Origin of the sequence: Nostoc sp. NMS8, assembly GCF_017115045.1 — a bacterium.
In the GTDB taxonomy this organism is placed as follows: Bacteria; Cyanobacteriota; Cyanobacteriia; order Cyanobacteriales; family Nostocaceae; genus Nostoc.
The window spans coordinates 25,568-48,146 of record NZ_JABXKK010000086.1 but is presented as its reverse complement, the minus strand read 5'-3'; the positions used below and the strand labels follow the sequence as shown (position 1 = coordinate 48,146).

The following is a 22,579-nucleotide window of genomic DNA, read 5'->3' as shown; positions in this document are numbered from 1 at the left end:
TCGCCTCCGGCGAGTATTACGAATTATTTCGTCCCCGAATTCTCCAAAATAGATTTTTGTTGCAACCAATCCTGACCCACTTGGATACTGATATCTGAGCCAAGGTTGCCTGTACTTTCCACGCGCACTTCGCCAAATCCCAAAGTGTTGCGAATTGATTCGGCACTGTCACCGTCTCCTTGTTGGGCGACAACGTGAGTTACCTCTAGAGGTTCCCCCCATGCCTTGGCAATATAAATGTTGCGATATCCAGATTTTTCTAAGGCTGCAATTAATGGCTGGAGGTTGGAGCGATCGCCACCTGTGCTATCTTGAATTGCTATACGCAAAGAACGGGGGTTAGCCGTAGTTCCTAGCTGTTGTTGTTCTGACTCTAAACCAAAATGTTGAGCCATTAATTTCGCAATACCATCTTTGTTAGGCAACCAATAGCTAGCATCAAATTCGCCTTTCTCGCTAAAGCGACCAGGCAGCATTAACATTTGCATATTAGAGCGATTTGTCCGCACCCCAAAACCCATCAACGCCACTAACTCTTCAACCGTCAAGTTAGTATCAATGTGTTCTTTGACTACATCCAGAACTTTAGGTAATTGAGCAACAGTAGCCGGGTTGAGTGTTTGATCCATCAAAGCTCGGATGACCATTTGCTGCCGCTGAATCCGACCAATATCACCGAGTTCGTCATGGCGAAAACGCAGCAATTGTAATGCTTGATCGCCGCTGAGGTGTTGCTTACCCGCCTTCAAATTGATGTACAAATGCTGAGAATCATCTTGGTACTTCATATTTTTGGGGACGTAAACTGTTACGCCACCCAAAGCATCAATCAGCTTGGCAACTCCCAAAACGTTAATTCGGATATAGCGATCAATTCCCGCCCCACCTAAGAGATTACTGACGGTTCTGGCAGTCAAAGCTGGCCCACCATCAACATTGGCAGCATTAATTTTTTTCACCCCATACCCCTCTATTTGTGTGCGGGTATCTCTGGGAATGGAGAGCATATTTATTTTTTTCGTCTCTGGATCAAATTTGACCAAGAGCATGACATCGGAAAGACCATCAAAGGAGTTTACTTGGGGCAGGTATCTGAGGTTTTTGGTTTCTTGGGGAGGGTTTTGGATATCTGGGGGAAGTACGCTCATCCCCATCACCAAGAGATTTACTGGGCGAGTTAATTCTGAAAATCGCAGTACCCCTCCAGAAATGCGATCGCTATCAAAAGCCGCCTCATCTTTTGGACTTAGCTGGGCTTGTTGCAAAGGCGTGCTAGTCAAAGATACCGCCAAAAGCGCTCCCGCAGTTGCAGACACCATTGCAATACCACTCATCCCTACCCAAAACCATAACCAACGTCCTGATGTCGAGTTCTGAGAAATCTTTTTATTGGACTTTGAGGCTTTTCCCGACTGGTTTTCTTCCGCCGAACTTCTTTGAATGGTCACAGACTTCCTCACACTTACTCACTAATCAAATTCGGTAAATTTGCAGACTAAAAACATCCAAACAAATCAACCCATAATAGCTAACTCTTAATTATCAGTGCTAACTTTTTTAATGTAGTGTCAACCACAACACTTATAGCAGCATTTATTCTTCTTTTGGGCCAATCTAAAGATGTTTTACTGAAGTATGGCAATAATAAACTGATTTGACTAGATATATGGATAAATCAACTGTAAATTTTTAGGAAATAAGTAAAAACACTGATAACTTTTCATCCTAAAAAATTAAGATAAATACTTGCCAAGCACTCGTTCTGCTAAATTACTAAACCCTGGCAAACGACCAGATTTGCCCTGCATTAGGCGCAAAATCAACCAGACACTTACTAAAAAGTAACCCGACGTGAGAAAGCTATTCAGGATAAATAGACGTAGCGGAAAATAATCTGAAGTTGCTGTTCCGGTAGTTAATAACAAATAACCCAACAGCCAAGTAAGTGCCAAAGTAATGGACAGACGACTAATAGCAAGTTGTTCCCGACTACCCTGGCCCCGATAGAGAGTCCACAAAGACGGAAAAAAGCCGATAATCGGAATCAAATATAAAAGCAACTGTGTTTTGGGGATTGGGGATTGAAAAGAGGCAGAGGGGCGGGGTGCAGGGGGCAGAGGGGAAAACTTTTCTCCCTTGCTCCCTGCACCCTGCTCCCTTGCTTCTTCCCCATTCCCCAGTCCCCAGTCCCCAGTCTCTTTCGATTTAAAATTATCCATTGGGGTTTGTCTAACTCCTAAACTAGAAGGATGAATAAGACTCATATAGTTAGAGATAATAAGCTGTAAAGAAAAATTTCATTTAGTTCTATTCCGCAATCAGCTCAAAATGCAGACACGTAAGCTACTCGACTGGTGGCAAACATTTACTCCAATAGCGCGAATCGGGGCGATCGCGCTATTTGCTCCGCTGCTGGTTATCAATGGTTGGGCAATTTCGGTATTTTTTAGTTATTTTCATTCTCTCATAGTCATTTTAGTTGGAGCCTCAGTACTAGCTTTTCTGCTCAACTACCCCGTGAGCTGGATGGAGCATCATGGTGCAAGACGAGAGCAAGTTGCTATTTTAGTATTTCTCTTGGCTTTATCAATTTTATTGGCGTTAGGTGTGACACTTTTCCCGCTGGCCCTTACCCAAGCTCAACAACTGGTGGCTCGTTTGCCAGAGTTAATCGACTCTGGACGCTCTCAGTTAATGATCTTAAACGAAAAAGCTGAGACTTTTGGCTTACCGATTAACCTCGATGCTCTGGTAGTGCAAATCAACGATCGCGTTAAAGGACAATTGCAAGCGATCGCTGGCCAAGTTTTAAATCTGGCTGTACTTACAGTCACTAGCCTGCTAGATATTCTCTTGACGATGGTTTTGACCTTCTATCTTTTACAGCATGGGGGTGAACTCTGGGAAAGTTTAGTCGAATGGCTACCGAATAAATTCCGCGATCCTTTCTCTAAAACAGTCCGCCTCAGCTTCCAAAATTTCTTCATCACCCAGTTGATTTTATCTACCTGTATGGCATCAGCCCTCATTCCTACCTTTTTGTGGCTGAAAGTGCCCTTTGGGCTGCTATTCGGCTTAACTATTGGACTGATGGCTCTCGTCCCCTTTGGTGGTTCTGTAGGCATCGCCATGACTACATTATTGGTAGCGTTGCAAGATTTCTCAATGGGTGTGAGAGTTTTGATAGCAGCGGTGATTGTACAGCAAATTCTCGAAAACTTGATTGCCCCCCGAATTTTAGGCAGCTTTACTGGTTTAAATCCAGTTTGGATTTTAATTTCAGTTTTAACAGGGGCAAGAATTGGCGGACTATTGGGTGTCATTGTGGCAGTACCCACTGCTGTTGTGATTAAGACTGCTTTAAGTGCTTTGCGTCTTCGTAGCGAGACAAATGACAGCGCTACAGGGGAGATAACTGTACCCGTTACAGCAAACGAGTCCCCGAAAACTGACGCTAACAATACTTTGAGTATCTCTGAAGCGACATCACCTTAAGGAGGCCTTCTGCCTCATTGCGGATCAATGATTGAACCCATAAACAAAAGACTTCCCGTCTGATTATCCCTAATGGCACTGAAGAAAGGACGGTCAACAATCATTCGGAATGGTTCTGGTTCATCTCTAAAAGATGTTGCTACTATTCCCACTGAAGTCGCCGCAGCTGCTTCAGTGCCTTCTTCGTTCACCTCGACAAAAGTTTTATGTTTAACTTGGCTAATGGCAAAATTTTTACCCATACCGGAAAAATTAGCTTTGTTGCTGAAGGCCTCTTCCATGCCTAAACTTTTTAAAGCATCATTGAGTGTAACTTCATAGTCTGTTTTGAAACGAGGTAGACGAATAAACCCTTTTTGTTTGTTGAACTGAGTCATCCATTTTTCCCAGTTTTCAACATTCAAGTTTTCATAGAAGGTTTGGAGGTTATAATTCTGTTTGGGCAGGAATATATAAAAACTGAATTTACCATCTTTGCCATAAGGTAAACTAACTGCCTGAAATTGTTCGCTTTCATAATATCTATAATCACCCTTCTGAGACATCATTGGGTGCTGTTTTCGCATACCAGATGTGATGTAAAAAGGGTATTGGGCAGTTTCTTTTTTGTCAAACTCGTTACTCCAATTTCCTTTAAAATATATGGCATTAATCAGAAATAACACTTGATTTGGTTCAATTGTTTCAACTATTTTATTAATTTTTCCGTTAGTATTTTCTTTTACCCAGTTATTAATAATATTAGATGCGGCGGCATCTTTAAAGTTTAAATTACTGACCTTGGCTTGATAGAAATCCTGGGTTCTTTTAAGGAAGTCTGGCGCAAAGCTAACATCTTGATTTGCCCAAAGTGAGTTAGCTATCTTCAGTTGCACTTTCGCATCAGGATTATCCAAAAGCTGCTTTAATGCCGCCGCGTAAGAAGAGTTGATTTCTGGTAGATTCATCCCCTGTAATTCTAGGGTTTTTGCCATTGTTTGTTGAGTCGAGCCGCTAGCGCCGTTGTAGGTCATAGCAAGAGCGATCGCCACACTCGAAGGTGAGATAAAAATATTATTCCCACCCCGATCATTTTTCAGCACTTCTGAAAACAGTTTGAAGCCAAACTTATTGCTAGACTCAACTATTTTTGTATCAGTGTTGACTGTTTTTTTTTGCAATGGATTTTCTGGTTGAGGCAAACTAGATTGGGCTAGGGCACTTTTATTACTATCGACTTGAGAACACCCTAATACACTGAATAGAACAACACTTGCAGCTGCCAGAGCATAACGTCTACCCAGACTAACACCGTAGCGTCTTTGCAGGAAGTTTTCTTTCGCATCACTATTCTGCCGATTCATTCTGCTACCTCACTTGCCAAAGATTCCCGATCTGTGCTTATGGTTGACGCAGAAACTGTGTCAATGATTAACTATTGCATTTGCTTCAATAGAAAAATCTACTGTTACAGTTTTTGTAACAGCAAGTTAGTGGCTCAGAACAAGTAAACAGAACTTGTGAGAGTTACTAATTGCTAATTGAGGCGGCTATGCAGACAAGTTATAAAAAATTTTGATTTCTAGGAATTTTTCTATTTACCTATAAACGTATTGTAAGCTACTTAATGAGAAAATAACCAATTATGCTGGATTTTTATAGATAAAATCACGTTTTTCAGTTGCATGAAATACAGAAATTTCATTGGGACGCACGGCTGTGCGCCCCAATAAGGGATGATGGTTCAAATAAATAAAAAACGCTGTAAGTTTACACAGATAAAAGTTGTGCTACCCTTTTTCAATTGATCGGCACACTCCACCAAGCTAAACTATAGGGTTGAGTCGCTTCATTGAGCTTTTGACGAAACTGGACACGGATTTTGTAATTGCCAGTAGCAGCAACGGGGCAGAAAATATGTTCTACACTATCAACTTGACTGATTGAGGAGCAAACAGCACCCGCATCGGAATTTTGGGCATCAGCTTTGACTAAGTATAGGTCGAGATTATTCAAACCGCGATCGCGAAAATTCTCGCCCACATCATATTGCTGGTTTTTATTTTTATCGTTGAGTTCCACCAATCGATCCCAACTCAGCGTTACAGCAACAAAACTTCCCTGTTTTAAAGGTTTTGCTAATATATAGTCAACAGATGCTCCAACATCAACTGTGCGATAATCCCAACCAATAGCTGGTACTGTAGCTGATGGCTGCCATTGACCAGCACTAAATTGCTGATAAGCGCGAAATGCGTTTAAATGACCTGCTCCCATTTGGGCATCTAAGGGAATCTTGGGATCTTTATAAGCATCAGAATCTAACCAATTTTGATTTTGTTTATCAATTAGCGTCCTAGTCATTCCCAAACGCAAGCCATCACCACTATCTTGGATTTTGTCTGCTGAATTCAGCAATACAGCTTTCATCACTTGATGATGTCGAGCATCGATGCTCCAGTGTGGTTGTTTTGTCCGAATCTGTCGGTCAGCAAGTTCTTGCAACACAGCAACAGTAGCCGTAACTTGAGGTGCTGCAAAACTCGTACCCGTTACCTTGTTAAATTTGCCATCTGGATTGAGCAAAGGAATGTTATTTCCGGGAGCAACTAAACCAATAGCACTACGCCCACCAAGATTAAATTCCCTTCCCGCTAGCTTGCCACTCACTCCTTGGTTAGCACTCGCCAGGTTAGCCACGTCTACTTTGTTAAAAACTCCCCCTCGGCGGGATGAAAAAGCGACGTTGACTCCGTTAAAATTATCTGTAGGAATAGGAATACCACCTTTACCCTGGTTGCCTGCGATCGCATACAAAACATCATGAACGCGACTAGACCAGTCAACACATAAAGTTAGTAAAGCATTGCCATCTAAAGTAGCCTCGGATCGAGGATCGCGGCTCAGAGGTTCACCAAAGCTAAAATTAATAGCACGGACATCGCCACCATTTTGTAACGCTATGTGCTGTGCTGATAAGCACTCTTCTGGCTGACCCATGTTTTTAGTCGAACCCACCGCCGACGAATACAATCGCGCTCCGGGAGCAACTCCTGGCAAAGCCTTACTTTGACTCACCATCACACCAGCCACATTGTAGGCGTGGGGGTCAACACCACTATTAGACTTAGCTGGCCCATTGCGTAAGAATACTGCTGCTAAGGAGATAGCACGGTTTTTAGACACCGCCTTATCCCAGCCAAACATTCCCGGTCGGCCAATTTCCACTTGACCAATAGCAATCTTACGACCGGTTAAATTATAAGGAGCTTGGTGTAGCTTCAGAGCATCAATACCGTTAGTTCCTAGTGCAGATTCTAAAGCTGAAGCAATAACAGGCGCACTTAGACAAGAAGCACTTAATCCCCAAATTATCCAGGTTAGTTTTTTAGTCATTAGTTAATTAATTAGTCATTAGTCATTAGTCATTAGTCATTGGGCATTGGGCATTGAGAAGAAACTTGTTCAATATTTCTCCCTCGCCCCCCAGTCCCCAAAAAGCCGGGATCAAAATTATGAGTCTTGCTCAATGTTTTGTTACAATGCTTACAGACGAGGAAGCTTAAAAACCCACTAGCCATGACCCAAAACCTATCTCAAAAGCCCATTGTAATTTCTCCATCTATCCTATCAGCCGATTTTAGTCGTCTGGGTGACGAAATTCGCGCCGTAGATGCAGCTGGAGCGGATTGGATTCATGTTGATGTCATGGACGGTCGTTTTGTACCTAATATTACGATCGGCCCTCTGATTGTGGAGGCGATTCGTCCGGTTACGACCAAGCCTCTGGATGTCCACTTGATGATTGTGGAGCCAGAAAAGTATGTAGAGGCATTTGCTAAGGCGGGTGCTGATATTATCTCCGTACACTGCGAACATAATGCTTCTCCACACATACACCGCACTTTAGGGCAAATTAAAGAGCTTGGTAAGAAAGCTGGAGTTGTACTTAATCCTGGTACTCCTCTAGAGTTAATTGAATACGTTCTAGATTTGTGCGATTTAGTACTAATTATGAGCGTCAACCCTGGTTTTGGCGGTCAAAGCTTTATCCCTGGTGTGTTACCCAAAATTCGCAAGTTGCGTCAAATATGTGACGAACGTGGTCTTGATCCTTGGATTGAGGTAGATGGGGGACTCAAGGCAAATAATACCTGGCAAGTTTTGGAAGCGGGAGCCAATGCGATCGTCGCTGGTTCAGCTGTATTTAACACTAAGGATTATGCTGAAGCTATTACAGCAATTCGTAACAGCAAGCATCCTACCCCAGAATTAGCCAAGGTTTAATTCATTTTTGGATTAAACATTCTCCGCAAACAATAAGGTGGGCATGTTGCCCACCTTATTTTATTGACACAAAAAAACTGGAAGCTATTCAAGTTTTTAACTTCCAGTAATTACTATATAAATTGAAAATTTAGAAACTACAGATAATCCAGGTTGGGAGGACTAGGATTACAATAGTCGAAAGAGAAGCGTATGAGATACTAGTTCTACCAGCCACCAAAATAATTTCACCGTAACTTTTCTATTTCCGTTCCTGGTATTGATGTTAAGCGTTTGCTTTATCAACTAAAGCAACACCAACCACAGGATAGTAAGTTTTATAAGCATTACCTGCACCGTCTGCAGTCGGTGAAAGCTGTATAAAATTTGGATTGGGGGAATCCACCTCCCCAAATTCTCTTTGCTCAGATAGACTTTATCAGAAACAGAACCACCAGTAGCAACGGTTGAATTATTAGTCTTGGTGTAGGAGTTATTTACTCCAGGAAATACTGACTACTCTTGTAATCAGGTTGATTTATTTCATAGTCAGAACTAATCATTGATTTTATTTTTTAAAATTAACTTGCTTGCCAATCACCTCTATTTTGGTTTAAGTTGTAATTATTATTAGTTTACCAATGCTGTCAGTATATATTTGCCATTTTGGCATATTTTTACAAAAACTTATCAAATTAATCAATGTTATAGAAAACCTGCAATGCTATGAATTTCAAATTAGCATTGCAGGCTTTCAGACGCTTAAGCAACTCTAGAACAGAATCTACTGATTCCAAGGACTTTTTAATTAAATCCACAAGATTTCAAGGAAATATCTTGAGATTTTTCTGGTTTTAATGGTGATTTACTTGATTGATGTTCATTAATTTTCTGTGTCAATCTTTGGTCTAAACTACCACCACGAATTTCTGTTTTTTGTTTTCCAACGACTTCCAGATAAGCTAGGTCTTTAATTTTGCCTAAGCAGCTTGATGACATATTCTTATCAGACCTGGAATCATTAGCATTTTTCAGCATTTTGAGATTTTCACTCTGCTGTTGTCTTGTCCTGTTGGCTTGAGAATTTTCTTTGAGTAATCGATTGTAGGTGCGATATGGAATGTAATGCAGAGGATTATAACCACCAAATCGCAGCATTAAAACACATGCCCAGGAATATTTTCCAGCTAGAATTGCTTCAACTACTTTGTCAAATTGTTGAGCTTTCACTGTATTATCTAAGTTGTTACTAATACCAGCAATGTCTTGGTTCATCATAGTGTTTAGTTATCTTGGATGAAGTAAACTAGTTTAATTTCTGCGATTGTTGATGTTTTAATTGAGGTGTACAGACTGCGTTAGCCTTTTTGCAGCTGGTTAAATCGCTTCTGGGAAATTATCAGCAATAGAGCGATGTTGAATGTTGACGAAAGATAAAAATCTATCAACAGCCGCGTACAGAACTTTCCCAAACTCTGATTGGCACCCGCAGCTTTGAGCGGTAAAGAAATCGGCTGAAATTCTCTGCTGTTTGAGCTTTACTTTGGCGCTGTTGAGCAGAGTTTTAGTGATTTTGGCTGATAACTCCCCTAATAAACTAGTTTTGGCAAGAGCTAGCTCGTAGTAGGGATATAAATTATATAGATTCATTTCTGAATTGTCCCCTTGGCTTGAGGTTTCGACTGCATTTGACCTGATGATTTTTTCCATGAACTGACCCTTGATTAAAAACGATCAAGTTGTTCATCAAGTTTGTTAGCTACTCAGTCCTAATTACCTAAATTTACTCTGATGAATGGAGGAAATTTTGCTTATAGCTTGTTAGTAAGTGAAAGGTAAAAATTTATTTTTTGTCTTACCAGATGACTTATAAGACAAAAATTTCAGCATAGCTCTTGGTTGATGTAGTCTTGTCTTATTAAACTTTCTCAACTCCTAATTCAATAAATTTTCTCTGTTCACGCGCTTGTATTTCTTACTACTGCTGAATTAGGCATTTTCCGGGAAATTTGCATATTTTTTTAGGCTAGTGGAAAAACTTTATTTATCTTTGGGCTGTAACAATGACATTCGTACTTATACTATTTTTTGTCGTTGATGTCATCTACTAAGCTAGCAGATTTATAGGTTAAATTTACTGAATATATTCCTATACTTACTTGTGTATTGTGCAGCTTTTAGTTTCGTCCCTCCCTGCTAATTTTTGAGGGGTCTTACCCCTCACCCAACATCAATTTAAAACCTTTATTATTGTCGAGTCACTAGAAGATATTACCATTAACTATGATGTAAAACAACTTAGAAAAATATTAGTCAATAGAAGATGAAAACGTTCCAGACATAGGATTTAACATGTTTTTTAATAGGTTAAGTTAGATGCTTATACTTATTAGTTTTGTAGTTTTTGATTTCCGAAAACTACAGCTTCAGCTTCTCTCAATGAAATCGCTGTAAACTAACCATGAATATTTCATGATTATCAGCTAGTAATCATATATAGCCCAGTTGTAAAATAAAATTACTGGTTAGCGGTAATATATATAGATAGTTTGGATAAGCATCAACTGAGTAAACCAAAACATCTGTACATGAATGCTTTTACTAAAAAAATGTAGCAGCCTAAGTCAGTACAAAATTAGATAATCTAATAATAGAGATAAAGCTAGTTAATACGGAATACCGTTAAGTAAGTTTAGCAGTAATTTATATGTGTATTAATATCTAACAGATTTGTATGTAAATTAGATGTTTTTTAGCTTAGACGTGTACTGAGTTTTATCACGCAATCAAATACGACTCCTATATAAGACTGTGTTATTAAGGTAACGGGCATTTTAGGTAAAAGAACCAGCTAGATTCAAACTCTGGATGCGAAAGCAGATAGCTGGAGCAGAAATTAATGTGCGATCGCCTTTCACTCTCCAGACAAGGGCACAATGAATTTCTTGCCAATTAACTATAAACGGGTTATAATATGAATCCAGCTTAGTAAGACTCTGCCTAAGTAATAACGCTTCATATCTCAAAGTTTGGGCTGATTCTACTAAAGCCTGGAGAAATGCACCTGTATATAACTTACGCGAATTGTAGAGGTTTAAGCGTATGTCAGAGTATTGGTTAATCATTGCCAAATACGCAACACCACTATTTGAATGAACTTTGCTGTTGAATGCAGGAGTAGGTACTTCATAAACCTAGCTTTTGATTGTGAACGTAGTCGGGGAAATATTAGCAATATTTATAGCTAGAGCTAGTAATATTTGCATTCTTTGAAACAGTAATCTTGAATTCTCAATCCTTCAACTCTTACCATTACTGAAATTTTCCTTCACTCCCGGAAACACTCGGAAAATAAAATCATAAATAGACATCGAGCGAATTGAAATCAATACCCTTGGACTGTTCGTAGGGGCGTACAGTTGTCCACCCCTACGTGTGTTGTGTCAAAACAAGAAGCGCTTTGATAACCGGTCAATTAATAACTAAGTAAATTCCCCAAATCGCCATTGGTCGTAAGTAAGTGCTAGCGCGGAAAGTACCTGCTGCGGTGATCGCTTCAGGTGTGCGAAATTGCAGACCATTATCATAAATTTGCCGCACCACAGTTTGTGTCAACTTCAACGCTTCATCCTTCATTCCCGTTTGGACGAGAAAAGCCGCCAGCCCAAAGTTTATTCCCGTCCAAACTTCTAAGGGATGAGTCGCTTGGGGATTTTCTGGTGAACCATCAGGACGAACACCATTAGCAGCACCAAACTCACCATTGCAGAACTTCAAAAAGCAAGCATCATAAACAGTTGTCAGGGCTGAACGGGCGCGATCGCTCGGTACAATATCAGGTAAGTCCAGTAGACGAGCATAAAACTGTCCGCACAATTGATCTGCCATCACCACATCAGAACCACTTTCACTATCAAGTTTGTAATATTTTCCATTCCAAAGTTTTTCGTTGTAGATCGGGCGAGATTGTTTTAGCCAAGCTTCATAGATGGATTTTTGCCCCGCCAACTCTGTTGTGTTACCTGTCTGGTAAGTTAATAAAATATCGCTGATTGCGATCGCAGCCTCCAACGCCGCCAACCATAACCCACCACAATAGGCGCTGACTCCTTGTAACCTCCAATCATCAAAGGTTTGGTCAGGCGCACCAGAGTTTTCGGGAATCCCATCGCTGTCAAGGTCAAAGGTTTTTAGATAGTCAAGGGTTTGAACGATCGCAGGCCAGCAATCTGCCAGGAATTCTACATCGTCAGCACCCGTGAGCAGAAAATCACGGTATACTTGCAAGACAAAATCACTACCCAAATCTTTCCACAAGTTGCAGTCTTGATAGCTGGTGTAGTTGGTTTTCTGCCAAACGTGTTCATTGGGTGCGCCTAAATCGTGGGGTGTTGCACCTGCGACTTTGCGAACGGCGATCGGGCTTTCTGCCTTAATTGTCATGTAATAGCCAATGATTCGGGGTGTATCATCACCTTGAGGAATCGCCCTTGCAAATGCCCTCATCACCGACTTTTCTAATTCTGGAAACAGCATCAGCAGGGCAAAAGAGCCGTATAATCGCACATCTAGACTTTCATACCAACGGTAATCTAGGCATTCCAGCACCGCAAACTGACCGATGGGGTCAAGTTCTGATGCTGCACTCCAGAGAGTACCACCGCTAGTGAGGTCATAAAGCTCATTAAATAGAGCCATCTTAAACCAGTCGGGTAAATCTTGACCGTCGAGAATAGGTTTTTGCCAACTTTGAATTTGCGATCGCCAGTTTTGGTATTCTTGTAGGGCAGTAGATGCGATCGCCCAAGCATTATTTCCACTTTTATCAAAAAAGTCCGTATATCTGCGGTAATAGTTAACTCCAGCCGCAAATTCTGTAATGGGCAAATCCCAAGCGAGGACAAAGGGGATTTCGAGAGTTTCGCCTGGTTGGAGAGTAAAACGAAGTGCGATGCCTGCGGCCGGCGTAGCCATCGCAGCCCCGATTTGTATATTATTTGCTGGTGGAGTGGTATCAATATAATTGGGCAAAGAGCCATCTTCAGCAAAACTTTGCCATACTTCCTCACCCGTTCCTTCAGGATTCCATCGGCTGTGGTGAAATATTTCTACTTGGGGATGCTTCAGCGTCGCAATGCTCCAGGTTCCATCACCTTCTTGTAATGGTTCATCACTAGCAACCCGACCTAAAACACAGCCAAAGTGTTGTGTATTTTCAACTATTTGGTTATAGTTTCCTTGACTTTCGCCCCAGCGTGGTTGGTATTCGTAAACCGGACTACCATCATCGCGCACCTGTACTTGGGGAGATTTGAGGGCATTTGTAAACCAGCCCACCATATTTTGCCAAGTGAGCATAATGCTGAGAGTAATCGGTGCATCTGTTGGGTTGTGGGCATTCCAGAGGAATATTGCCACAGGGTAGCTAGTTTCTTGATAATTACCTGCCCAAATTGGGGAAAATTGCTCACAAGTCAACTGTGCTTGAAATACATTTTCATACACAAACCAACTACGCGGGTATAGTGCGTGATAAGTCCCTGTGTTAGAGATACTAAAGATTTCTTCCTGCCCCTCTGCCCCTCTGCCCCTCTGCCCCTCTGCTTTCTTATTGGCTGGATACCACTGCCAAGCCTTGAGAGTACCATCATCGGGTGCTTGGGTAGATAAAGCGTAGGCTTGGGAAGATGTACCATTGGACTCAAACACACTGAATTGACAAGCGGGAACGTTTTTGAAGGTATGCTCACCGCCGTCGATGTGCCACAGGTTAAAATCTCCCCGTGAAGAACGACCGATGCAGCCTGCACCAAAGCCACCTAAAGGCATACCATGCCAAGGGCCATCATCGATATTACTTGCGTAGCGAACGGTATAAGGTTTGTCCCAGCCTAAGCCGATGGGACGGCTCCAAGTGCAAGAGGGAATTTTCGGAGAGAGTTGATTTGTCATCGCCTAATGTTACAGCGTGCGGTTACGTCAATGAAGACTAGCGCGATGTGTGATTTTTCTCAAGAGGCACATTGACAATGAGCAGAATGGGTTATCTGCAATTCTCGAAAATCTCCCTAATTCAGTAAAACTTTTATTGGTAGTGGATCAGTTTGAAGAAGTATTTACTGGCGGTGCTAGTCAGCAAGAAAAGCAGAGATTTATTGACTTACTGACTCAGGTAGTAGATATTACCGATTCGCGGTTAGCAGTTGTGATTACCATGCGAGCAGATTTTCTCGAAGCCTGTTTGCAATATCCCTCCCTAACTCAGTTAATTCAAACCCAGGCAGTTTATATGCCACCTTTAACCGGAGTTGATTTAAAAGACACGATCGCCGAACCAGCCAAACTTCAAGGTCATAGTGTTGAAGAAGGGCTAATACTGAAGATTTTAGAAGATGTGAAACAAGAACCAGGATTTTTGCCTCTGTTGGAGTTTGCTTTAACCAAACTCTGGGAAAAACGCGATCGTAATCAACATCAACTCACGTTAGAAGAATATGAAAAGTTGGGAGAATTAACTGGGGCGTTGAATCTCCATGCAGAAAATGTTTATCTTTACCGAGATTTTGAGGAGGAATTGCCAACCCAAAAACGCACTCAGCAGGAGAAAGAATGGATTGGGCGAATTTTTTTGCGCTTAGTGCGAACGGGAAAGGGGGAAAAAGACACCCGACAGCGCCAACCAAAAGCCACACTATTAAATATTGCAGGTGCTGATTGGCATCATCACCAAGAACTTAGTGAGTTACTAGATGGGGAAGCGGGATTAGTTAAGGGACGCTTGTTGGTTACAGGGAAAGATGAAAAAGGAGAAGCTTGGATTGATTTGGCCCATGAAGCTTTAATTGAAGGTTGGCAGCAGTTTACTTGGTGGCGACAACAAGACCGAGATTTACGGCGGTTGAGCGACAGATTAGAAGATGCTTTACGCGAGTGGTTCAACAAAGGGGAGAATGATAAATACTTAATGCAGGGGGGATTGCTGGCAGAGGTGCGGGAAAATTGGGACAAGCTACAGCTATCCATATCATTGCTAACCAAAAAGTTTTACCAGCACAGCGATGCTTACGAAAAAGACCAAATTGCCGAACGGCAAAGGGTACTCACTGAAGCTAACTTAGCTACCTTGCAAGAAAAAGCTGCAAGGGCACAGAATTTATTATCTGTTCAACCTCTAGATGGTTTAGTCCTTACAATTCTGACAGTGGGTGAGAATATAGAGAAAATGCCTCAGCAAATTCTCAAACAAGTTCAGAACAGTTTGACTTGGGCAATGACAAAAGGTATAGTCTCAATTCCCTTCCAAGGGCATGATGGTATTGTCTGTTCAGTCGCCTTCAGCCCAGACGGGCAGACAATTGTTAGTGGCGGTGATGACGGGACAGTGCGGTTGTGGAACATCCAAGGCGACCCCGTAGCAGATCCCTTCCGAGGGCATCAGGGTTTTGTCAGATCCGTTACCTTTAGCCCGGATGGGCAGAAGATTGTCAGTGGCGGTGAAGACGGGACAGTACGGTTGTGGGATATACAAGGTAAGCCCTTAGCAGACCCCTTCCGTGGACATGAAGGTATTGTCGTGTCTGCCACCTTTAGCCCGGATGGACAGACAATTGCCAGCTGCGGTGTTGACGGGACAGTGCGGTTGTGGAAGATCAAAGATAATCCTCTGGTAAACCTTTTTAGGGGACATGAGCATTGTGCCTCTTCCGTAATAATTAGAGTGGATGGACAGCAGATTTTCAAGGGCGGTTATGTTTCTTGTGCCGACTTCAGCATAGATGGGTACAAGATTGTCAATGGCAGTGTTGACGGGGGAGTGTGGTTATGGGGCATCCAAGGCCAACCCCTGACAGATCCCTTGCCTGGGCATCAGGGTTATATTTCTTCAGTAGCAATTAGCCTGGATGGACAGAAGATTGCCAGTGGCGGTGTTGACGAGACAGTGCGCTTGTGGGCTATCCAAGGCCATCCCCTAGCAGAACCCTTGCGCGGGCATCAGGGTTATGTCTGTTCCGTTGCCATTAGCCCTGATGGGCAGACAATTGCCAGTGGTGGTGTTGATGGCACAGTAAGGTTGTGGAACATCCAAGGACACTGGTCAGAGATCCCAACACACTCGCTGGTAGACCCTTTACGTGGGCATGAAGGTGATGTCTGTTCTGTTGCCTTTAGCCCAGATGGACAGGCTATTGTTAGTGGTGGTAAAGATGGAACGGTGCGGTTGTGGAAAATCCAAGGTCATCCCTTAGCAGATCCTTCCCGTACAAGTAAGATAGATGTTATGTCTGTCACCATTAGCTCACATGAGCAGACAATTGTCAGTGGCGGTAGTGAAGGTAAGGTGCAAGCATGGTTGCAAGTCTGTTGTGACAGGTTGCGTTACCATCCCATCTTCATCAATCCGCAAACAGAAGAAGCAAAAGCCGCTTGCGAAGTCTGCCGTAAATATGTTTGGAGTAAAGAACGTGGGTAGGGGCACGGCAATGCCGTGCCCTTACAATGGTCTGTACTTATTATCTCCACCATTTAGGCTCAGAACTCCAGTTTTCACCTTCAGAACTCGAAACTTCGACCTTTGAACTTGGAACTTCGACCTTTGAACTTGGAACTTCGACCTCTGAACTCGGAACTCCGACCTCTGAACTTGGAACTTCGACCTCTGAACTCGAGACTTCCACCTCTGATCTCGGAACTTCCACCTCTGAACTGCAACAGCCGAGATCCAAGGGTGAATGATGGTGATTGAATGGCGATTATTAAAGATTCAACCACAATTAACATCAAGTTCCGGTCAACCCCAAAATTAAATCTTGTCATCAACTACCTAAAACTTACTCGTAATGCCTCCACATCCGAATTATCTTGACTACTTGTTTGGATTCGATGACTTCATATACCAACCGATGCTGTATGTTTATCCTGCGAGAATACGCACCTGATAAATCACCAACCAGCTTTTCATAAGGTGGAAGATTTTGAAAGGGTTTTTTTTTAATAACTACAAGCAACTCCTCAGCTTTTTGCTTTACAGCAGTTTTCATGTATTTGAACCACAGATGTCGTAGGGGCACAGCATGCTGTGCCCCTACCGCGTGGTCTATTTACCTGAAAATAGCTGTAAATTACTAGAAGCTAACTTCTTGATGAGGCTGTGCTTTATTCACGTAGGGGCAATTCATGAATTGCCCCTACACCTGGCAATATAATTTTGTACCGCATCTGAGTGGGAACCGTTATATGATGTTCCGATCGCAGCAACAGCACTAACTCACAATCATATTGTTGTAACATCTAAATGTTCGAGAATTTCAAGGAGTATCTAGCTTGCAAATAGAGAATTGGCGTTCTTCTTAAATTAGTTATTAATGTATTGGAAATGGGGCTTTAGACTATTAATTGGATTTTTGGGGCTGTGGCTACTATTGGATCTAGGTTCCCGCATGGGAGCAGAGATTTTTTGGTTCCAGGAAGTCGGCTACCTCAAAGTATTTCTGTTGAGAATAGTGACTCGTGGTGTTTTGTGGGTAGTGGTGGCTGGGATAACTGCTGTCTATCTACTGCTAAATCTGGCTCTAGCACAACGGCTAAAATATCCCCGGTATCTGAAGATTGAGGAAGCAGAACTCACTAGTGAATTAACAAATTTTCTCAGTCCTGATTATCGAAGACGCAACGAAACCCAGATACTTGCGCCGCAACGCTTAAAAAAAATGAGATTGCGCGGGTTATTACCCCTAACTCTAGTACTGAGTTTGTTGATCGGGTTAATGCTGGCTCACTATGGTCAAATTGCTGTTTCTTACTGGCATTCTCCCGTTAATCAGGCTAATCTAGCCATTCCCGCGCTATTTCGACCAGAGACAATTTGGCAACTATTGAGGCAGATTATCTCTCAAGTCTGGTATCTGGGCTTAACTGGGGGAGTAGCGATCGCAATCTTAATCTATCCCCAATTTTTATTAACTGCGATCGCAATTTTGTTCAGTCCCATTTTTGCATTCATTCTCTTCCAACACTGGCCAAAAGTGCTGCAATATTTCCACCCCACCCTTTTCAACAGCACTGAGCCTTTATTTGGTCGAGATATCAGCTTTTACGTATTTTCTTTACCTTTTTGGGAACTCCTAGAACTCTGGCTGATGGGATTATGTTTGTATGGCTTCGTCGCCGTTACTCTCACTTATCTCCTTTCAGGAAACAGTTTAAGTCAGGGAATTTTCCCCGGTTTTTCGCCCCAGCAGCAGCGCCATTTATATGGTATGGGTAGCTTATTGATGCTGGTAGTGGCTCTGAGTTATTGGCTAAGTCGCTATGAACTCGTGTATTCTAGCCGGGGAGTCAGTTATGGTGCCAGCTATACGGATGTCACAGCCCAGTTGCCAGCTTACACTGTCTTGTGCATCTTGGCAGTTACGATCGCCTATTACCTACTTTGGCGAACATTTTTTTGGCGATCAAAATCTCAGCATCGCCGCTTGGTATTTTATAGCTTAGGGGTTTATCTCTTATTAGTTGCAATAGCTGGCATTATTCTACCTACTGTAGTGCAATATTTAATTGTCCAGCCTAATGAGTTGCAACGAGAGCAACCCTACATTCAGCGTACTATTGCCTTGACTCGCCAAGCATTTGATTTAGAGGCGATCGATGCTAAAACTTTCAACCCGCAAGGAACATTGACTGAAGCAGATATTCAAAAAAATGATTTGACAATTCGGAATATTCGCCTTTGGGATCAGCGACCACTGTTAGAAACTAACCGTCAACTGCAACAAATTCGGCCGTATTATCGGTTCCCTGATGCCGATATCGATCGATACACTTTAGTAAAAGATATAACGTCACTTCGCCCATCTACTCCGCAAAAAACGCTAGAGTCACAAGAAGCAGTAGAATCGACAGAGCGGCGGCAAGTATTGATTGCTGCTAGAGAATTAGACTACAGTGCAGTACCACAGGAAGCTCAAACATGGGTTAACCGCCATTTAATTTATACCCACGGGTTTGGGTTTACTGTTAGCCCAGTTAATACAGTTGGACCGGGTGGGTTACCAGAATATTTTGTTAAAGATATTAGCGGTGATAGTAGCGCCCTCACAACTTCCAGTGAAGCCATTCGTCAAAGCATTCCCATTGGGCAACCCCGGATTTATTACGGTGAAATTACCAATAGCTATGTGATGACTGGCACAAAAGTTAGAGAGCTAGACTACCCTAGTGGAAGTGACAATGTTTACAACTCTTACGATGGACTAGGTGGAGTTGAAATCGTTTCAACATGGCGGCGCTGGCTATTTGCGATGTATTTGAAAGATTGGCAGATGGTACTGACGCGGGACTTTTTGCCAGAGACAAAATTGCTACTGCGACGGAATGTTAAGCAAAGAATTCAAGCGATCGCACCCTTTCTGAAATTTGATAGCGATCCTTATTTAGTTGCTGCTGCTGCTAATCAAGATTTTCCCAGTAATCCCAGTTATCTTTACTGGATTGTTGATGCCTATACAACGAGCGATCGCTATCCTTACTCTGACACTGGTAGCGATGGCATCAACTACATTCGCAATTCTATCAAAGTCGTGATTGATGCCTACAACGGCACTGTTAATTTTTATATTGCTGATTCAAGCGATCCAATCATTGCCACTTGGGCAGCGATATTTCCCAAAATGTTCAAACCGCTCAGTACCATGCCAGTCAATCTCCGCAGTCATACTCGTTATCCGGTGGACTTTTTCAAAATTCAATCTGAGCGATTGATGATTTACCACATGACTGATCCTCAGGTATTTTACAACCGGGAAGACCAGTGGCAAATCCCCAACGAAATCTATGGCAGTGAACCTCGACCGGTAGAGCCGTATTATTTAACCACTAGTCTACCCACAGTACCTTTTGTTGGGAAATCCTCCCGCACAGAAGAATTTATCCTACTTCTCCCCTATACTCCCAAACAACGGACTAATTTAATCGCTTGGTTAGCGGCGCGATCGGATGGCAAGAACTATGGTAGTCTAGTTTTGTATGTTTTTCCTAAAGAACGCCTGGTTTATGGAACAGAGCAAATCGAGGCGCGAATTAACCAAGACCCAGTAATTTCACAGCAAATTTCCCTGTGGAATCGGCAGGGGTCGAGAGCCATTCAAGGCAATCTTCTAGTAATTCCCATTGACCAATCGCTGCTATATGTCGAGCCAATCTATCTAGAAGCCACACAGAATAGTTTGCCAACTTTGGTGCGAGTAGTCGTAGCTTACGAAAACCGGATTGTCATGGCACAAACCTTAGAACAAGCATTGCAGGGAATTTTTAAACCAGAAGTTACACCAGCCCCGGCGATTATCCGTCCCTTTGAAGAAGCAGCCCCAGCAGGTTAATGATTTTAACACTAGATAATTACATAGCAGGCGGCAGTGAGCGATTGCCATTAACAAAATTTATTGCAACAGACATAGTTTAATAGTTCAACATAATGTGATAGACACTAAAAGTTAATGGACATGGTACAAAGTAACCAACTAGAAATTCGCCACATTAGTCCTGACGTGAGGCAGTTGATTAAAATGTACGCCGATGTTAATAACTGTACGCAGTCTGAGATGTTGGAGCGCATTGTTTTGGAGTGGAACGCCCAACAAAGCGAGAGCGAACGACCGCCAGGAGACGAAGATGAATAGCTTTTTGCTACAATCCTTAATCTTCTTGTAACGAGAAATTTTAATTAATTTGGCTCTCTAATTCAAGAAAAACTTTCTAGAAATTGGATCTTGTTTGAGGGATTGAATAAAATCCCTCAAAGTCATCATACTGCCTGTTAAGGTGAACTTAGGAGTGCCATTTTGAGCAACGATTCTCACTTCACCATCTTGGATCTGAATCTTATTTTTAATGCTATCCCATAGGGTATCAAAGCTCTCATCATCCTTACAACCATTGGCTTCAAGAAACTTTTGGCGTACTTCTGTTTTTAGCGCTAGTGCTTCTGCTGCTTGAGTACGTGCCTCAAAGTGCCTAATTACATCTTCATAAGCACTTTCCCTCAAAGTTTTGTTTTCAGCCTGAAGTTGTTCTAACTGAGTTTTTATGGCTTGCAGTTGAGACGCTAAAGCGGATGATTTCTGATATTCAACTTTTAAGGCTTGCTTTGCATTGGCTAATAAGGTTTTATAATCTAGCTGATCTCGATCTTGATTTTTTTCGGCTTGCATTTTTATCTCTCGATCAACAGATTTTTGGTGTCAACTCTCGCTAGTGTTGTCAGCAAGAGGAAAAGGGGCAGGGGGCAGGGGGAGAACCCGATACATATAATGTAGGGGTTTGAACTAAGGACGCATTATTTCTCTCTACGAGACGCAATCATGCGAACGCGATGCGCGTCTTGAAATAAATATTTAAAATTTTGGGCATAAATAAATTTAGGGGATTTAAATCCAAATGCAGGGGAAGCGAATTTTTCTCCCCTGCTCCCTGCTCCCTGCTCCCTGCCTCTTTGGTCAAATAACTAACGAGAGTTTAGTAAATTTTCTCTGTGTTAGCTGAGTATAGTTATTTCACCAACAATGGTGATTCAGAAGTAGGATTTTCCTGGATACTACTCAAACAAGAACTAATGTGCGAACGGATAGCTCGCTCGTAAACTCCAGTCTGCTGAGTGCGTACCCCTACAGCTTGGTATATTAAATTCACTTCTGGAAATTCAGACCAATACATCAAAAAAATGTCTTTAGCTGGAGTAATAATTTCATAATTATTCTCTTGTCTTTTCTTTCTGAGCTTACAATTATTTAGTTGTAATTTTTGTCTGAATAGTTTTTCAAATTCTAGAATTAAATCTGAAGTATTTTTCATGGGTTACACACGTTAAAACGTGTTAAGGATGCAAAGACTATCTGGTGATATTTATTTAAGTATGACACTTCAGATACCTTTTATAATATAGTGTATCAGTTATCGGCTATTTGAGAAGGGGATTTAGCCGCCGAGTCATTCGTTGGTGCAGCCTCCCGTAGAAAAAAAGCTGTGCGATGCCTACGGTGGGCTACGCTTACACCCAAACCTAGATATATCAAGAAACTCAGCCAAAGGATATCCAAGCTTTTCTGTATAATTTAAACTAAGAGATGGCATCACCAACATTGCTTTCTCCAGCGTTAAGTATTTGCTCTACGGTTAGCTGTAATTCTGGGAAGATAGTAGATGCGATCGCACGGATACTGCAATCGTCATATTTTAAATATTCTTCAAGGGTTAAACGTTTGCCACGTTGTTGAACCCGTTCAACAGGTTTTCTGCCAACCCGCAGCACCGCTTGCTTCATCTGTTCTTCAGTCACTTCTGGAATGTCAGAAAGATCAATGTCCTCATCTTGGATTGCATTAATCCTCTCTCAATCAGTTTGAGAAACTTTGAAAGAAAATGATTTGCTTACATTAGCAAAACACTATAATAGCACCTAAAAATTAGTAAATTTCATTATGAGTGCCGATATCAATTAGCAAAATTTCCTCATCACAAGATTCTATATTTTGCACAAAGTTAAAGATAATACGACAATCATAGTCATAGTCCGCTGAACACGCCCAAGCTCCAGACAGTTTGCCCTTAAGTTTATGGGTCTGCAAAGTGGCTCAAATGGATCGGCGGTTAGCATTACTAACCGCCGATCCATTCGCTCTTGTTATTGTGGCTGTCGTCCTATCAATCGCTTAAATGCTCGTTTAAAGGAGGATGCCAGGACTACAGTTTTCATTTACGTAACTCATCGATTATCTGAGTAACGGTTCCACGGAACACTTTACCCGTCTGGTATTCTACCTGTGCTTGAGCGATGTTAGCAGCAATT

General features: G+C 42.1%; 17 protein-coding genes and 1 pseudogene. 5 read left to right on the top strand and 13 right to left on the bottom strand.

The annotated features are described in order from the left end of the window. Positions 1–23: 23 nt before the first annotated feature. Positions 24–1,448, bottom strand: a complete 1,425-nt coding sequence (locus HWQ39_RS16915) for an LCP family protein (protein WP_292847245.1) — start codon at positions 1,446–1,448, stop codon at positions 24–26. A 285-nt stretch (positions 1,449–1,733) separates the two neighbouring features. Then, positions 1,734–2,219: a hypothetical protein gene (locus tag HWQ39_RS16910; protein WP_292847244.1), complete on the bottom strand. Its 486-nt coding sequence runs from the start codon at positions 2,217–2,219 to the stop codon at positions 1,734–1,736. A gap of 109 nt (positions 2,220–2,328) precedes the next feature. Between HWQ39_RS16910 and HWQ39_RS16905 the strand changes: the two genes are divergently transcribed. Next, positions 2,329–3,495, top strand: coding sequence for an AI-2E family transporter (locus tag HWQ39_RS16905; protein ID WP_292847243.1), 1,167 nt, complete (start codon positions 2,329–2,331; stop codon positions 3,493–3,495). Between the two features lie 14 nt (positions 3,496–3,509). Here HWQ39_RS16905 and HWQ39_RS16900 read toward each other — a convergent pair whose 3' ends face one another. Both HWQ39_RS16900 and HWQ39_RS16895 read right to left on the bottom strand, forming a co-directional pair. Continuing rightward, a complete protein-coding gene (locus HWQ39_RS16900; RefSeq protein ID WP_292847242.1) occupies positions 3,510–4,838 on the bottom strand; it encodes a serpin family protein in 1,329 nt (442 codons plus the stop codon). 436 nt (positions 4,839–5,274) lie between these two features. Then, positions 5,275–6,870: a S8 family serine peptidase gene (locus tag HWQ39_RS16895; protein ID WP_292847241.1), complete on the bottom strand. Its 1,596-nt coding sequence runs from the start codon at positions 6,868–6,870 to the stop codon at positions 5,275–5,277. Between the two features lie 183 nt (positions 6,871–7,053). On the opposite strand from HWQ39_RS16895, the gene rpe reads away from it, so the two are divergent. Further along, a complete protein-coding gene (rpe, locus tag HWQ39_RS16890; protein ID WP_292847236.1) occupies positions 7,054–7,761 on the top strand; it encodes a ribulose-phosphate 3-epimerase in 708 nt (235 codons plus the stop codon). A 783-nt stretch (positions 7,762–8,544) separates the two neighbouring features. Here the strand turns inward: rpe and HWQ39_RS16885 are convergent. The 4 genes and pseudogenes from HWQ39_RS16885 to HWQ39_RS16870 form a co-directional block, all read right to left on the bottom strand. Further along, a complete protein-coding gene (locus HWQ39_RS16885) occupies positions 8,545–9,015 on the bottom strand; it encodes a HetP family heterocyst commitment protein (protein WP_292847448.1) in 471 nt (156 codons plus the stop codon). Between the two features lie 102 nt (positions 9,016–9,117). After that, positions 9,118–9,390 (bottom strand): hypothetical protein, encoded by a 273-nt coding sequence (locus tag HWQ39_RS16880; RefSeq protein ID WP_292847233.1) that lies wholly within the window; start codon positions 9,388–9,390, stop codon positions 9,118–9,120. A 1,184-nt stretch (positions 9,391–10,574) separates the two neighbouring features. Then, positions 10,575–10,883: pseudogene (locus tag HWQ39_RS16875) on the bottom strand (cysteine peptidase family C39 domain-containing protein); the annotation flags it as partial. 328 nt (positions 10,884–11,211) lie between these two features. Next, a complete protein-coding gene (locus HWQ39_RS16870) occupies positions 11,212–13,692 on the bottom strand; it encodes a GH116 family glycosyl hydrolase (RefSeq protein ID WP_292847230.1) in 2,481 nt (826 codons plus the stop codon). 49 nt (positions 13,693–13,741) lie between these two features. On the opposite strand from HWQ39_RS16870, the gene HWQ39_RS16865 reads away from it, so the two are divergent. After that, on the top strand, positions 13,742–16,210 hold the full coding sequence (locus HWQ39_RS16865; RefSeq protein WP_292847228.1) for a WD40 repeat domain-containing protein: 2,469 nt from the start codon (positions 13,742–13,744) through the stop codon (positions 16,208–16,210). 358 nt (positions 16,211–16,568) lie between these two features. On the opposite strand, the gene HWQ39_RS16860 is transcribed toward HWQ39_RS16865, so the two are convergent. Then, positions 16,569–16,778 carry a Txe/YoeB family addiction module toxin gene (locus HWQ39_RS16860; RefSeq protein WP_292847225.1) on the bottom strand — a complete coding sequence of 70 codons (210 nt, stop codon included), beginning with the start codon at positions 16,776–16,778 and terminating at the stop codon, positions 16,569–16,571. 115 nt (positions 16,779–16,893) lie between these two features. Then, positions 16,894–17,028 carry a hypothetical protein gene (locus tag HWQ39_RS16855; protein WP_292847222.1) on the bottom strand — a complete coding sequence of 45 codons (135 nt, stop codon included), beginning with the start codon at positions 17,026–17,028 and terminating at the stop codon, positions 16,894–16,896. A gap of 74 nt (positions 17,029–17,102) precedes the next feature. Between HWQ39_RS16855 and HWQ39_RS16850 the strand changes: the two genes are divergently transcribed. Continuing rightward, positions 17,103–20,114 (top strand): UPF0182 family protein, encoded by a 3,012-nt coding sequence (locus HWQ39_RS16850; RefSeq protein WP_292847219.1) that lies wholly within the window; start codon positions 17,103–17,105, stop codon positions 20,112–20,114. Between the two features lie 117 nt (positions 20,115–20,231). Further along, positions 20,232–20,414 carry a hypothetical protein gene (locus tag HWQ39_RS16845; RefSeq protein WP_292847216.1) on the top strand — a complete coding sequence of 61 codons (183 nt, stop codon included), beginning with the start codon at positions 20,232–20,234 and terminating at the stop codon, positions 20,412–20,414. 57 nt (positions 20,415–20,471) lie between these two features. On the opposite strand, the gene HWQ39_RS16840 is transcribed toward HWQ39_RS16845, so the two are convergent. From HWQ39_RS16840 to HWQ39_RS16830, 3 genes are all read right to left on the bottom strand, one after another. Continuing rightward, positions 20,472–20,945, bottom strand: coding sequence for a hypothetical protein (locus HWQ39_RS16840; protein WP_292847213.1), 474 nt, complete (start codon positions 20,943–20,945; stop codon positions 20,472–20,474). Between the two features lie 337 nt (positions 20,946–21,282). Then, positions 21,283–21,585 carry a hypothetical protein gene (locus HWQ39_RS16835; protein ID WP_292847210.1) on the bottom strand — a complete coding sequence of 101 codons (303 nt, stop codon included), beginning with the start codon at positions 21,583–21,585 and terminating at the stop codon, positions 21,283–21,285. Positions 21,586–21,850: 265 nt separating this feature from the next. Next, positions 21,851–22,069, bottom strand: a complete 219-nt coding sequence (locus HWQ39_RS16830) for a hypothetical protein (protein WP_292847207.1) — start codon at positions 22,067–22,069, stop codon at positions 21,851–21,853. Positions 22,070–22,579: the final 510 nt, after the last annotated feature.